8 protein-coding genes, 1 other RNA gene and 1 pseudogene are annotated in these 14009 nt (G+C 71.6%); 4 read left to right on the forward strand and 6 right to left on the reverse strand.

Features of this window, described 5'->3' with window-relative positions; translation table 11 throughout:
- The first annotated feature begins 79 nt into the window (after window positions 1-79).
- The 3 genes from ssrA to ABD140_RS22415 all read left to right on the forward strand — a co-directional run bounded on the left by ssrA (window position 80) and on the right by ABD140_RS22415 (window position 4086).
- Window positions 80-453: a transfer-messenger RNA gene (ssrA, locus tag ABD140_RS22405) on the forward strand.
- Between the two features lie 435 nt (window positions 454-888).
- Window positions 889-1911, forward strand: coding sequence for a hypothetical protein (locus ABD140_RS22410; protein ID WP_344242885.1), 1023 nt, complete (start codon window positions 889-891; stop codon window positions 1909-1911).
- 75 nt (window positions 1912-1986) lie between these two features.
- Entirely contained in the window at window positions 1987-4086 is a 2100-nt protein-coding gene (locus tag ABD140_RS22415; RefSeq protein ID WP_344242886.1) for an acyl-CoA dehydrogenase family protein, read from the forward strand.
- 3 nt (window positions 4087-4089) lie between these two features.
- Here ABD140_RS22415 and ABD140_RS22420 read toward each other — a convergent pair whose 3' ends face one another.
- Together ABD140_RS22420 and ABD140_RS22425 are read right to left on the reverse strand one after the other, a co-directional pair.
- A complete protein-coding gene (locus ABD140_RS22420) occupies window positions 4090-4935 on the reverse strand; it encodes a hypothetical protein (RefSeq protein WP_344242887.1) in 846 nt (281 codons plus the stop codon).
- An 85-nt stretch (window positions 4936-5020) separates the two neighbouring features.
- On the reverse strand, window positions 5021-5785 hold the full coding sequence (locus tag ABD140_RS22425; protein ID WP_344242888.1) for an FkbM family methyltransferase: 765 nt from the start codon (window positions 5783-5785) through the stop codon (window positions 5021-5023).
- Window positions 5786-5853: 68 nt separating this feature from the next.
- Between ABD140_RS22425 and ABD140_RS22430 the strand changes: the two genes are divergently transcribed.
- The gene (locus ABD140_RS22430; RefSeq protein ID WP_344242889.1) at window positions 5854-7173 is read left to right on the forward strand and encodes an acyltransferase family protein; all 1320 of its coding nucleotides are present in this window, start codon (window positions 5854-5856) and stop codon (window positions 7171-7173) included.
- Between the two features lie 1809 nt (window positions 7174-8982).
- Here ABD140_RS22430 and ABD140_RS22435 read toward each other — a convergent pair.
- From ABD140_RS22435 to ABD140_RS22450, 4 genes and pseudogenes are all read right to left on the reverse strand, one after another.
- A pseudogene (locus ABD140_RS22435) lies at window positions 8983-11025 on the reverse strand (alpha-(1->3)-arabinofuranosyltransferase domain-containing protein); the annotation flags it as partial.
- Window positions 11015-12184: a glycosyltransferase family 4 protein gene (locus ABD140_RS22440; RefSeq protein ID WP_344242890.1), complete on the reverse strand. Its 1170-nt coding sequence runs from the start codon at window positions 12182-12184 to the stop codon at window positions 11015-11017. The gene ABD140_RS22440 and the pseudogene ABD140_RS22435, both read right to left, overlap by 11 nt.
- A 12-nt stretch (window positions 12185-12196) precedes the next feature.
- Complete coding sequence (locus tag ABD140_RS22445; protein ID WP_344242891.1) at window positions 12197-12325, reverse strand: hypothetical protein; 129 nt, start codon at window positions 12323-12325, stop codon at window positions 12197-12199.
- Between the two features lie 55 nt (window positions 12326-12380).
- Complete coding sequence (locus ABD140_RS22450) at window positions 12381-13937, reverse strand: MmpA family trehalose lipid delivery protein (RefSeq protein ID WP_486303348.1); 1557 nt, start codon at window positions 13935-13937, stop codon at window positions 12381-12383.
- Window positions 13938-14009: the final 72 nt, after the last annotated feature.

Raw genomic sequence — 14009 nt, forward strand, 5'->3', positions numbered from 1 at the left:
GCCCCGCCCGGAGTGGCCGGAATAACCTTGGCACCGGGACCGTTGACCGGATAGAGTTGAACCGTTGACAACAGAACATGGGGGTGACTGGTTTCGACTGCGGTAGTCGTGCCAGGAGAAGCGGGCCGAGGGGTGCGATTGCGACCTCGTAAATCCTGCGATCGCAAACCAACAAGTGCCAACTCTAAGCGCACTGAGTTCGCCCTCGCCGCCTGAGGCGAGTTAGCGACTCTGTCGGCCTAGGAGAGTCTCCGACCTAGGATCCGGCATCGTTAGGAGACTCAACCTTCCGACCCGGTCGCGGGGCCGGAAGGGAAACCCAACAGCGACTGAGCCTGTCAGTGACTAGCCTGCGAGAGCACTGGGGCTGAGAAAACGCCAAGCAAGGCTGCGCCCGGAGAAGACCTGACCCACTGCTGTAGGACCAGGGTTCGATTCCCTGCACCTCCACGAACCGACGACCCATCGTGCTCGCGCCTTCGGCGCTTCGCGGTGGGTCGTTTCTTCATGTCAGCCCGGGGGGCGACCCCCGGAGCCCCCGATGTGGGGGGCTGCGCCCCCCACGCCCCCCTGCGGTGGTGGCCGTGGGTGCGGGGTCGGGGTGGAAGTTCGCTGGTCGTCCCACTGATCGCTCCACTGATCGTCCCGCTGGTCGCCGGGGGAAGTGTGCTGGGTGGGGGGCTTTTCTCCGTGTGGTTTTCGCCACGGGGGTGGGGCTAAGTTGTTATCGGCTTGCGGCGTCCTGAATCTTGATCTTCGCGTAACCTGTGCCGCATGTCCGATCAGGGGGAACTTTCGGCGCAGCCGGGGCGTACCGGGCCGCAGCCTGTTTTTGCCGAGCCTACGCAGTCAGGGGCGCATCCTGTGGTTCAAGGTCCTGGGGAGCCGGTGGAGTTCACGGGTTCCGGCGCGGGTTCCGGTCCTGGTGCGGGCGATGTGCCGGTGGCGGGACGGGCCGGAGGCGGGGAAGAGGCGGACTTCGGCGGGCTGGACGACGGCCCCGGGGTCGCGCAGTACGCGGGCGTCGACCTCTCCGGGCCGGCGGAGCCGCCCAAGGCCGGGATCCCCAGCAGCGGGAACTGGCAGATGCCCGAGTGGATGCGGGAGGAGACCGAGGCCAACCGGGCCGGGAGCGCCGGGGGCGGCGGGTTCGACGAGCAGGAGATGCGGCGGGACCGCTCGCGGACGTACCTGTTCGCCGGGCTCGGCACGCTGGCCGTCGCCGGGATCGTGGCGCTCGGGGTCTTCGTGTTCGCCGGAGACGGAGGCGGCGACACCGAGGCCGAGGTGAAGGCGCGGCCGGGTGTCAGCACGCCGAGCGCCGGAACGGACGAGCAGGGCGCCCTGCCCCCGCACAAGGAGCTGATGGTCTTCCGGGGAGCCGGATCGCCGGTCACCGGGATGTTCCCCGACCCGGCCTCGGGCCTGCAGGTGCCGCAGTTCGGCGGCGGCTGGGTCGAGCCGAACAAGAAGAACAGGCTCGCTCAGTCCGGCTGGACCGGGCAGCAGGTCCTGGTGACCGAGAAGAAGGGCACCCAGCTCTGGTACGGGACCGTCCTGACCTCGCCCCTCGGGCCGGTGGAACGGCAGATCTGGGACAAGGGCGGGTCCCTGGAGAAGAACGCCGTGGCGGTCGCCGCCAACCTGGAGGAGCGGCTGTACGGCTTCCCGCACGAGACCGTCGAGCTGGCCTCGCAGCCGCTGAAGGTCGGCGGGCACGACGGCTGGCTGGTCGCGCGCCACCTCAAGTACGACAGGAAGCCGATCCGGGCCACCTCCGAGGTCATCGCGACCGCGCTGGTCGACACCGGCAAGCGGTACCCGTCGGTGCTGTTCGTCTCCCTGCCCGACACCCACAAAAAGCTCTGGCCCGACATCAACAAGGTGATCGAGCAGCTCAAGGTGGGGTGAGGCGGCACCGCCCCGAACGGAACCGAATTCGGTTCTAGTAACCTTCTCCTTACCTGACGGTGAGGAGAGTGACCCATGGCCATCGGCCTGACCGAAGAACACGAGGCCCTGTCGGCGTCCGTACGCGGCCTGGCCGAGCGGCACGTCACGAGCGAGGCGGTCCGGGGCGGCGAGCCCGCCGCCGGCTTCTGGAGCGCCTTGGCGGGACAGGGGCTGCTGGGGCTGCATCTGCCGGAGGAGCACGGCGGCCAGGGCTTCACCCTGGTGGAGCTGGCCGTCGCCGTGGAGGAGCTGGGGCGGGCCATGGCGCCCGGCCCGTACGTGCCCACCGTGCTCGCCTCGGCGCTGCTGGCGGACTCCTCCGCCGCCGAGCACCTGCCCGCGCTGGCCGACGGAACGAAGACCGCGGCGGTGGCGCTGCGGGCGGAGCTGACCCGCGACGGCCGTACGGTGAGCGGCACCGCCGAGTTCGTGCTCGGCGGGGCGGGCGCAGACCTCTTCCTGCTGCCCGTCGGCGGCGAGTGGGTGCTGCTGGAGGCCGCGGACGTCACGGTGACCCCGCACGAGAGCCTGGACGTCACCCGCGGCACGGCCTCGGTGGGCGTCGAAGGCGTCAGCGCCGCGCCCGTCACGGGCGTGGGTGACGTGCGGGCCCTCTCGGCGGTCGTCCTGGGCGCCGAGTCCTGCGGCGTGGCCTGGCGGGCGCTGGACGAGGCGGTGGCGTACGCGAAGATCCGGGAGCAGTTCGGCCGCCCCATCGGCCAGTTCCAGGGCGTCAAGCACAAGCTCGCCCGCATGATGGTGCTGCTGGAGCGTGCCAGGGCCGCGGTGTGGGACGCCGCCCGCTCCCGCGCCCCCTACGCCGTCGAGTCCGCCGCGGAGCTGGCGCCCGACGCGGCGGTGAAGTGCGCCGAGGAGAACATCCAGACGCACGGCGGCATCGGCTACACCTACGAGCACAGCGCCCACCTGTTCTACCGGCGCGCCCTGACGCTGCGCGCCCTGCTGGAGCGCGGCGGCGACCGGCTGGCGGCGCTGGCGCTGGACGGCGTCCGCCCCGAGGTCGCGGTGGAGCTCCCCGCGGACGCCGAGCCGCTGCGCGAGCGCGTCCGCGCCCGGGTCGCCGAGCTGGCCGCCATGGACACCCCCGCCCAGCGTGCCGCGATGGCCGAGGAGGGCTGGGTGACCCCGCACCTGCCCCGGCCCTGGGGCAAGGCCGCCGGGCCCCTGGAGCAGGTCGTCATCGCCCAGGAGCTCAAGGCCGCGAAGGTCCGCCCCGTCCCACTGCTCATCGGCGCCTGGGTGGTGCCCTCGCTCGTCCAGTACGGCACGCCCGCGCAGCAGGAGCGCTTCCTGCCGCCGACGCTGCGCGGCGAGATCCTGTGGTGCCAGCTGTTCAGCGAACCGGGCGCCGGCTCGGACCTCGCCTCGCTGCAGACCCGCGCCGTGAGGGTCGAGGGCGGCTGGGAGATCACCGGCCAGAAGATCTGGACGTCGCTGGGCCAGCACGCCCAGTGGGGCATCTGCCTGGCCCGCACCGACCCCGACGCCCCCAAGCACGAGGGCATCACCTACTTCCTCGTGGACATGAGGAGCGCGGGCCTGGACGTCCGCCCGCTCAAGGAGCTGACCGGCGACGAGATCTTCAACGAGGTCTTCCTCGACGCCGTCTTCGTCTCCGACGACCTGGTCGTCGGGGACGCCGGCGCCGGATGGCGGGTCGCCCGCAACACCCTCGCCAACGAGCGCGTGGGCCTGACCTCCTCCTTCCAGCTGGGCGCCGGCATGACCCAGCTCGTCGACCTCGTCGCCGACCTGGACCTGGCGGCCGACCCCGCGGCCCGCGACGGCCTGGCCCGGATGGCCGCCGACGAGCACGCCTACCTCATGCTGGGCCTGCGCGCCACCCTCAAGCAGCTCTCGGGCACCGACCCCGGCACCACGGCCACCGTCCGCAAACTGGTGGCGATGGAGCACGGCCAGCGCGTCACCGAGTTCGGCTTCACCCTCCTGGGCCCCCGAGGCGTCCTCACCGGCGCCCGCAAGAGCGAACTACCGCGCCGCTGGACCCGCCTCCTGCTGGCCTCCCGCGCCATGACCATCGGCGGCGGCACCACCGAGATCAACCTCAACGTGATCGGCGAACGCATCCTCGGCCTCCCGAAGGACGCCTGAGGCCTACTTCATGTCGGAGTAGATGACGCCGATGCCGGTGGCATTGACGACGGTCACGCCGTTCAGAGAAGCGTAGATCGCGTGGTCCTTGGCATCGGCGTACAACTCCACCTGCAGGCCCAGGAGCGCGGCGATGTCGGGGACGTGCTCCTGGATCCCCGGCGGGAGCTTTTCGATGATGGTGCTGCCCGCGGTCAGGTTGAGCTTGTACTGGTAGAGCTTGGTCTTCTTGTCGTAGGTCTTCTTGACGCCCGGCAGCTGCTGGACGTTGTGCGTCAGGGTGCGGGGATCGGCCTCGTAACGCAGCTGGTCGATTTCCTCGGGAGTCAGCTTCTCCCTGGTGATCTCCCCGTCGGGGGCCTTGGTGACCTTCACCCGGTTCCTGATGACGATCCGGGTGGCGCCGGTCTTCTTCCACTTCTTGCCCTTGAGCACGTAGTCGGTGCTGGTCGCGTCCATCTCGAACTTCGGCTTCAGCGTGAACTTCGCGAGCTCCTGCGTGCTGGTGGAGCCCGTCTGCTCGATGACCGCCGTGCCGATCTGCCGGGTGAAGGAGGTCAGCTCGGCGGGGAGGGGCTTGCTCTCCGGCGGGTCGGTCTGGGCGGGCGGCTGGACGGGGACGCTCCCGGGGGGCATCTGCGGCAGGTTGATCTGCAGCGGCTTCTCGGCGGGCGGCAGCGGCGGGGGCGCGCCGGGGTAGTTCTCGGAGATCGGGGTGACGGCGGTCTCCGAGGACCGGCCGGCGTCGAAGCCGTCCCCCACCTTGCCCAGGGTCAGGAAGGCCGTCGGCACCAGAGCCACGGCGAGGAGCGTGACAAGGCCGATCGCCCGGTCGGTACGACGATCCACGGAGTCCTCCTGAGGGGGGTCAGGGGAAAGATTCAACAGCACATGACCCGCAAGTAACAACGGGGCCCGGATGAGGCGCCAGAGGTCAGAACGCCCTAGAGGTATGCCGGAACAGTACTGAATTGACATATCTCGTCCCAGGGAACAGTACCCGGCTGGGAAAAGGGCGAGCCAGTTGTGCGGCGTGTGAGCGCTGATGCGATGCCAGATCGAAACCTTCCAGCGGCCGCCAGCTTCCCTCCGTCAGGATCTCACCGCGGTATCCCCACTCCGCCAGCAGGGAGAGGACCGGTTCGAGCGGCTGGTGGCGGGCCTCCAGCTCCAGGAGCAGGACCGGCAGGTCCCGCCGGACCGTCCGCTCGGCCCCCCGCAGCGCGGCCAGTTCGTGGCCCTCGATGTCGAGCTTGACGAACCGCACGTCCGAGACGGCGAGATCGTCGATCCGCACGCGGGGGACCGGGGTGGGAACGGTGTTCTGATGGCCTCTTCCGGTCTCCTCGACCGAGGAGACGCCGACGATCGCCCCCGCCGCGGGCGACCACAGGGTCGTCTCGCCGGCATGGTCGGAGGCCGCGGCGGCGACCACGCGGACGGCGGGAAAGGTCCGCTCCAGCAGCCGGGCCATCTCCGGATCCGCCTCGATCGTCACCACCCGGTCGGCCCGCCGCAGCAACCGCGAGGTCCAGGGGCCGAACCAGCCGCCGACGTCCAGCGCGGTCCCGCCACGCGGAACGAAGTCCGCCAGGCGGCCCAGTTCCGGTTCGATCCGGGGGTAGACCCCCCGGATCAGCGCACCGACCAGGGGCCGGGGCAGCAGGCCGGCGAGCGCGCGGGAAAGGTGCTGGCTCATGCGTAGAACGTACCGGGCAGCCGGTGAAAGACGGCAGACTGGTCGAATCCTAGGAAAGACGACAGGTGATGATGCAGGCCGGACCCACCCCGCGTGCCGCGAGCGCCCCCGGGCACCTGGCTTCGCTGGACGGCCTGCGCAGCGTCGCGATCATGTCGGTGGTCGGCCTGCACGTGGCGGGAGCGACCGGGCTGACCAGCGCGGACGGGCTGCTCTGGCGGATGCTGGCCAACGGTGGGATCGGTGTCTCGATCTTCTTCGCGCTGTCGGGATTCCTGCTGTACCGGCCCTTCGCACGGGCCACCCTGGACGGCGGGAGCATGCCGGGGGTCCGGGACTACCTCCTGCGGAGGGCCTTGCGGATCCTGCCCGCCTACTGGCTGATGCTGGTGTTCGTCCTGCCGGCGTTCAACCGGGAGGAGGCGCGGGACCCGGTCGTCTGGCTGCAGATGCTGACCCTCACCCATAACTACGACTTCCATCCGCCCTGGCCGCTCGGCGGAGTGGGCCTTCCGGCCCTGGGCCCGGTCTGGAGCCTGTCGGTCGAGGCCACGTTCTACCTGGTGCTGCCGCTGCTGGCGCTGGGTCTGCGCCGCTTCTCCCGGGGGAGCCTCCGGCGGCTGCTGCTGGGGCTGGGCGTGCTGGGCGTGCTCTCCCTGCTGGAGACCCTCACCATGCGGTACCTCGAGTACTTCGGGGCCTCCCTGGGCGGTGACCCGTTCCGGCTGCTCTTCTACAACGAGCGGCTGCTGCCGAGGTCGCTGATGTTCTTCGTCCTGGGCATGGCCATGGCCGTGCTGGCCCAGCGGCCGAACCGGGTGCGGGACGCCTTCGGCTCGGCGCCGGGCGCGAGCTGGACCGTCGCCGCGTGCGCCTTGGCGCTGATGTCCACGCCCCTGGCCACCCCGCTGTACGGCGGCCAGAGCGCCCACCAGTACCTCGTGCACAACCTGCTGTCGTTGGTGATCGTCGTGGCGACGGTCGCGCCCGTCGCCTTCGCCCCCGAAGGGCACCTCGTCCGGATGATCCTGGCCGGCCCGCTGATGTGCAGGCTGGGACTGATCTCCTACGGGGTGTTCCTCTGGCACTCACCGGTGATCGAGCTCTGGTACGCCCTCACCGGACGGCCGCAGTACCTCGGCGACTTCTGGCTCGTCCTGGGCGTCACGGTGGTGTTCTCCCTCATGCTCGCGTCGCTCAGCCACCTCTTCGTCGAGGCTCCCGCGCAGCGGTTCGGCCGGAGGAGACAGCAGGAGCGCCGCCGCCAGGACGCACAGAAGGGCCGGGAGCCCTTCAGCGAGCAACGCGTACACGTCGGGCGGGCCGCCGAAGCGCAGGCGTCCGGCCAGCGCGGTGGAGAAGGCCGCCAGACCCACCAGGGCGGGTAGGGCGACGCCGGGGAGCCGCCGGGCAAGGGGGACGGCCGCCGCCCCCGCCACGAGCCCGAGCGGCCCGGCCGTCCACAGGCCGAAGAAGGGGGCGGCCCAGCGGAGCGCGGGAGCCCGGCCGGCCGCGGGACGCAGGACCGGCCCGGTGCCCGGCAGCGCGGCCAGCACCGCGATGAGGAGGACGAGGATCCCGCCGGCGAGGAGGCACAGCCGGTAGGCGAGATCCGGTTCGTAGACCAGCCGCACGGTGCCCGAGCTCCCGGCGGGCAGCTCCCAGGCCTGCTTCCAACCGTCCAGCCGCACCGCCTTGAGCGGCTGTCCGTCCAGGTCGGCCTTCCAGCCCCGGTTGAGGTTCTCCGGCACGGTCAGGTAACCCGCCCCGGAGCTCTTGACGGAGACCTCCCGGCGGGTGGAGTCCCAGCGGAGGACGGAGACGCCCTCACCCGGTTCCGCCGGAGACGCGGCCTGGGGGAGAGAGCCGGCGGGAAGGAGCGCGGCGGTGGCGATCAGGAAGGACGAGGAGGAACCGAGGGTCCGGCGGCCGGTTCCGGTGGCCACCTCCGCGCACGATGCGTAGCGGACGGCCCGTCCCGCCAGCAGGTCCGTCCGGGCGGCGTCGACGAGCCGGGTCTCGATCCTGGTGGAGCCGAGGGTGAAGACCGGCCCGGTGCCGCATCGGGGCGGTACGGTCCCCTCGGCGCGCAGGGACGGGACACCGGGGACGGCGACTTCGGTGACCTGGATCCCGCTGATCCCGGGGAACTCGATGGTGATCTTCTCGGTCTTCAGCGGGGCGAAGGCGAAGACGCCCTTCTTGGAGATGAGGCCCTCTCGGCTCTGGCCGTCGTCGCCCCGCACGGCCACCCGAGTGATGCCGCGTTTGCCGGGAAAGCGGAACTCCAACCGGGAGAGGGTGCGCACCGAGCCCAGATCCCGGGTGAGCGTGGGGCCGTCGTCGTCCGGGGAGCTGATCCAGGAGGTGGCGCGGTCGCCGTCGAAAGCCGACCGTGCCATGGCCGCGGGATGGTCCACCAGCTGCGAGGAGGCGGACACGCCCTGCGCGCCGGTGAGCGCGGCGATCTTCCGGGCGCCGGTGAGGATCGCGGTCCCGGTCAGCCGGACGTTCTCCCCCGAGCCGGTGAAGACCCGGTCGAAGGAACCGCCCTCCTCGCCCTGGGAGCTCAGGTAGGGGGAGCACACCCAGACCCGGGAGCCGCGCATGCAGGCCGGGGCGTAGCCGTTCAGGCCGGTGAACACCTGGGCGCCGGCACTGCCGGGCACCACGATGGATCGGCGCGGGGAGACTCCCGGGACGGTCAGCTCGCTGATCGCGACGCGTGTCCCGATGGTCTCCGCGGAGGCGGCGACCCGGGTGATCTCGATGCGAAGCCAGGTCGTGGCGCCGGAGGGCGTTCTGAGCGGCTGCGCGTCGCCGGTTCTGCGGACCCGCTGGACGACCCGTCCCGCGGCGGTCTCGACCGCGACTTCCCGCACCGCGGGGCCGAGGAGGTCGCCCAGCCCGAAGGCGACCCGGATCTCGCCCGGTTCCAGCGCCTCCTCGAACCCGACCTTCAGCCATTCCCCATGCCCCCCGGACCAGCCGGAGGAGGTCCACTGGGTCGCCGGGTCGCCGTCGAGCGCGGCGAACGGATGCCGGGCGATCGAATCACCGGAGGTCAGAGCGCTGACGTCGGCCGCGCTGGAGGAAGCGCTCACCGACCCGATCCCGCTCAGCTCGGCGACCGCCTGCCGTTCCGCCCAGCCCGGCTCGGTGAAGTCCTTGACCGGGGCGTTCCCCGAGTACGGCTCGTCGGCCTCCATCGTGGGGGAGGACCCGCCGCGCAGGTCCGAGAAGGCCACCTCCCGCCTGCGCAGGGTGTCGGTGACGACGTCCGGGTCGCCGTCGTTGACCAGCACCGGCCTTCCGCCGGCCAGCAGGCCCTGGTCGGCCAGCGCGATCAGGGACTCCGGGCCTCCGTCGACCCGCAGCGGCTCCCCGCCGGCCAGCGCGGCGACGGGCGCGGCGCCGGGAACCTCGTAGATCTCGACCGGCGGATACTCCTGGTCCACCGAGCCGACGGCGTCGGTGATCTTCGCCCCGACCGGGTCCCCGAACGCCGCGACCCGCCGGATCTCCGGCATCGCCGCGAGCGCGTCGTGCAGCCGGGCGGGCCACGCGCCGTCGACCACCCGGCGGTCCAGGTCGTTGCGGACAAGGACATACCGGACGCCCATCCGGGCCAGGACCTCGGCGAGCCCGGAAGATCCCCGCCCCGCGGCGAACCGCTCGTCGATCGTCTCCATGAGGCGGGCCATCCCCGCCGATCCGCCGGGCGTCACCATCCTGGTGGCCCAGCGGCCCTCCAGCAGCGACTGCAGCGGATCGTCCATCATCTGGCCGTAGAGGTACTGGCCGAACTGCTGGCCGGGAAGCGCCAGGATCGCCCCGTCCTCATGCCCGGCACGCTCGTTCAGCCAGCCCGTGGCGTCCTTCAGGTAACGGGGGATCCCCCGAGGAGCGTCCGGGATCCCCAGCCCGGGGGAGACGACGGGTACCGCCGCCAGCGCGGTCAGCATCACGGCGGCGCTCCAGGCGACTCCGTGCCGGCGTATCGCCTGCCAGGCGTTCTCCAGCGGCCGCCCCCACGGCGGCAGCCCTCTCCTTTCGAGGGCGCCCAGCGCCTTTTGCCACACCACCGAGGCCCGGCCGTGCACCGCCGCCACTCCGGCGGGTACGAGGCAGGCCAGGCCGAGTGCCAGCGGCAGGCGGATCAGGGCGTCGAACTTGTGGAGGTTGCGGAAGGCGGCCAGCGGACCGTCGAGGAGATCCCGGAAGTGGTCGGCGAACAGCGTGCCGGAGTGCCCGGTGACGATGACGGCCATGCCGAGGAGGAGGGAGGCGGCGAGGAAGGGCCGGTGGGGGGTGCGGCGCAGGCCGTACATGCCCAGGCCGGAGACCAGGAGGGTCACCGCGATCAGCCAGGGCGAGGAGGCCAGGTCGTATCCGGCGGGCCACCAGGGGCTGAAACCGGTGGGCAGGTGGGCGGTCCACTGGGAGGCGCCGCGCAGCACGTTCGGCACCGAGGTGACCGACGTGGTCGTGGTCGCGGTCTCGGTGTAGGGCAGGAACTCGAAGATGTGGCGGCCCATCAGGTAGGTGGGGGCCAGCCACCAGAACGACGCCGCGGCGACCAGAGGCAGCCACCAGAGCAGCAGCCGCCGCCGGTACCACAGCAGGTACAGCAGGGGGACGACGAGGACCGCCAGCTCGGCGGTGGCGTTGATCCCGCCGCAGGCCACCACGGCCAGGGCGGACAGGGCCGCGGCCCGTCTGGGGGAGCGGACGGTGACCAGCGGGAGCAGCATCCAGGGCAGCACGGCCGTGGGCCAGAACTCCGAGGAGTTCGTGCCGATGAGGACCTGGGCGCGGGGCGCCAGCGCGTAGGCGAAACCGGCGAGCAGCCGGGTGCCGGGGCCGCCGATCCCCATCGCCCTGGCGAGCTTGACCACCCCGAGGAAGGCCGTGCACAGCACCAGACCGAGCCACAGCCGCTGGGTGATCCACGGAGGGAGGCGCAGCAGGTCGCCGAGCAGGTAGAACGGCCCCATCGGGAAGAAGTAGCCGTATGCCTGGTTCTGCACCTGGCCCAGCGAGACCGCCGGATCCCACATGTGCAGCGCCCGCTCCAGGAACCCCGAGGGGTTCAGCGCCATGTCCAGCTTGGTGTCGGGCAGGATCCGCCCCGGCGAGATCGTGAACGCCGACGACATCAGCACCAGCAGCGACACCAGGATCCGCGTTCGTTCCGAGGCGCCGTGCTCCGTCTTCGGGGGGGTCCGGCTAGAAGGCATCCAGATCGTCCTGGATCAGGCGGTGCATGCGCTCCCCGCTGGACTCCCAGGTGAAGGTGGCCGCCCAGGTGGTGCAGGCGGCGCTGATCTGGGAGCGGCGGGAGTCGAGCTCCTTGAGGGCGCGGCGGACGGTGTCGGCGAGGTCCTCGCCGGGCAGGGCGAGCCAGCCGGTCTCGCCGTCGCGGATCGCGTCGCGCAGCCCGTTGACGTCGTAGGCGACGGTGGGGACGCCCAGCGCGGCCGCCTCGATCACCGACAGGCCCCAGCCCTCGTAGCGGGACGCCGAGATGTGCAGGTCGGCCCCGGCGAGGAGCTCGTTCTTGGCGTGCTCGGGCAGGAAGCCGTGGAGGACGACGTGCTCGGTCAGGCCGCGGTCGCGGATCCGGGCGGCGAGCGTCTCGTGCTGCTCGCCGCGTCCGACGATGTGCAGGCGGACGCCCGGCAGGTCCTCGCGGAGCCGCGCGGCCATGTCCACCAGCGACTCGATCCGCTTGTGGGCGACGAGCCTGCCCACGCAGACGATGGACGGACTGCCGTCGGTGACCGCCTCGGGCAGATGGGCCGGCGGCGGCGCGCCGTTCGGCACGATGTAGACCGGTCCGCGCCAGCCGAGCCTGCCGCGCAGTTCGCGTGCGGTGGAGGGGGAGACCGCGACGGTCGGGTGCCTCCGGTACAGCCGCCGGGCGACCGGGCCCTCCAGGAAGCGGCCGATGGTGGCCAGGAAGCGGCCGAAGTAGACGAAGAACTGCTCGTCGTGCACGTGGTGCACCAAAAGTATGATCTTGGTGGTCCGGGCCAGGGCCAGCGGGGAGAGGAACGGCACCCCGTTCATGCAGTCGATCGCCACGTCGAAGGAGCGGCGGTGGCGCGACAGCCAGGCCAGCACCAGCGGATAACGCGAGTACACCCCGCCCATGCGGACGATCTCGATGCCCGAGCGCCGCTCCCGGCGGGCCTGGCCGGGCTCCCGGCTGGTCACGAAGGTGACGTGCGCGCCGCGCAGACGCAGTTGCTCGCTGATCTGCCATGCGTAGAGTTCGGCGCCCCCGGCGGCGCGCTGCCAGGGGTCGCGCCAGTTGACGACCGCGACCCGCAGGGGTCTCTCCCCGCGTACCCGCCGGTTCTCGACTGCCCCTACCGTCCCCGTTGACCGTGCCACATCGCCGCGCGGCTAGCGCGCACCGTAGTTGTAGATCGGGAGGGGCCTGGGGGCGGGCTTGTCGGTGGAGGCGTTGACGACGGCCACGGACGAGCCTGCGGCCAGCAGCACTCCAGCGATGATCGCGATCAGGATGCGCATCGTCAGCCTTTCTCATGTCACCCGGAGGGTTAAGAGTAGAGCTATTTGTACCAAATCAACCAGGCTGGTCCAGCAGGTAGACGAGAAGGGTGGGACCCTCCACGACAAGGCTGGCTTGGGCTAGGCGCACTTGCCATGATTTTTCTGATATGTCCCTGGCGATGACTACATAACGGAAACCCGCATCCGCCAGTGCCGCGGTCAGGTCGCCGCCGCCCCGCAGCAAGCGGTCGGTCTCGACCGACCGGGGATCCTCCCGGGCCAGCTCGCGGTCCCCGACCCGCAGCCCGTCGTTCCAGACCACCCGCCGTCCGGTCATTCGGGGCCACGGATCGAGCACGGCCCGCCCCCCGTTCCACTCCGGCCGCCGGTAGGCGCCCCACGGCAGCGACAGGACCTCCCCGGCCACCGGATCCGCGTTGATCATCCGCTGCGCGGTCCGCCACTCCGCCGGGTACTCCACCGCTTCGAGCCGCCCGAAGACGCCCCAGGCCAGCGACGGCAGCAGCAGAACCGGCACGAGCGCCGCCCAGGGGCCGCGCCACTCGCGCCTCTTCCCGGCCAGGGGCTCGGCGAAGCGGGAGAAGCCGACGGCCAGGGCGAGGGCCAGGGGCGCCGCATAGAGCTGGGCGTCGCGAAGGGCGCCGAAGGCCGGCCAGAAGTCGATGAGGGCGCGGAGAAGGGCGCGGCCGGGGGCGGTGATCCCGAGGGAGGCCAGGGCCAGGCCCAGAGCGCCGGAGAGGAGGGCGGCGCGTTTCAGGGGGCCGTCGCGGTGGCCGAGCAGCGCGGCGAGGGAGGCCAGGCAGAGGAGCAGCCGCAGGAGGGAGGGCAGGAAGGCGGAGTAGCCGGGGGGCACGGTCTCGGCGTTCCAGAGGCCGCCCAGGGAGAGGAGGCTGCCGAAGGTGCCGAAGGCGGTGTCGGCGCGGGCGGCGAAGAGGTCCACGCCGAGGGGGTCCGTGCGCGTGCCGGAGGCGTTGAGGAGCGCCGGTACCAGCCAGGGGAGGGCCATCGCCGTGAAGGTGAGGACGGCGCGCGGGGCGCCCCTGCCCCGGACGGCGACCAGTCCGCCGAACAGGACGAGCGCAGTGATGTTCATGGCCGCGAACCCCCCGATGGCGGCGGGGAGGAGCGCCGCGGCGAGGGCGATCGGGCGGCGGCGCAGAACGGCGTCCAGCACCCAGGGCAGCCCCGCGTACCCCAGCAGCAGCGCCCAGTGGCCGAGGAGGAGGCGTTCGGCGACGTAGGGGTTCCACAGGTAGAAGACGACGGAGGCGAGCTTGGCGGGGAGGCCGCCCGGAACGAGCCTGCCCATGCCGGCCGCCGCCAGGACGAAGACCGCCAGCAGGATCAGCTGCTGCGACCAGGGAAGGAAGGACAGGGCGGCGGCGAACGCGTCGCTGGGCACCTGCCGGGGGAAGCCCCCCGTGCCGCCGAACATCGCGTCGGTACGCGGCGGATCCGGCACGAACACCATGTCGTAGCTCAGCACGAAACCCGGGCGCAGGGCCGGGCCCAGGATCAGCAGGCCAAGCCCGAGCCCGAGGAGGGCGGGGAGGAACCGACGTGCGGCCAGCGCTGGTCTCCGTCTCGCAGAAGCGGTTTTCGTCGCCAGAGACTACGGCCTGATATCGGACTGGCAGACAAAAGAATCAGGAAACCGTGCTCCGGTAGGGTTACGCGCTAG

Source organism: Actinocorallia libanotica (assembly GCF_039525175.1).
Taxonomy (GTDB): domain Bacteria; phylum Actinomycetota; class Actinomycetes; order Streptosporangiales; family Streptosporangiaceae; genus Actinocorallia; species Actinocorallia libanotica.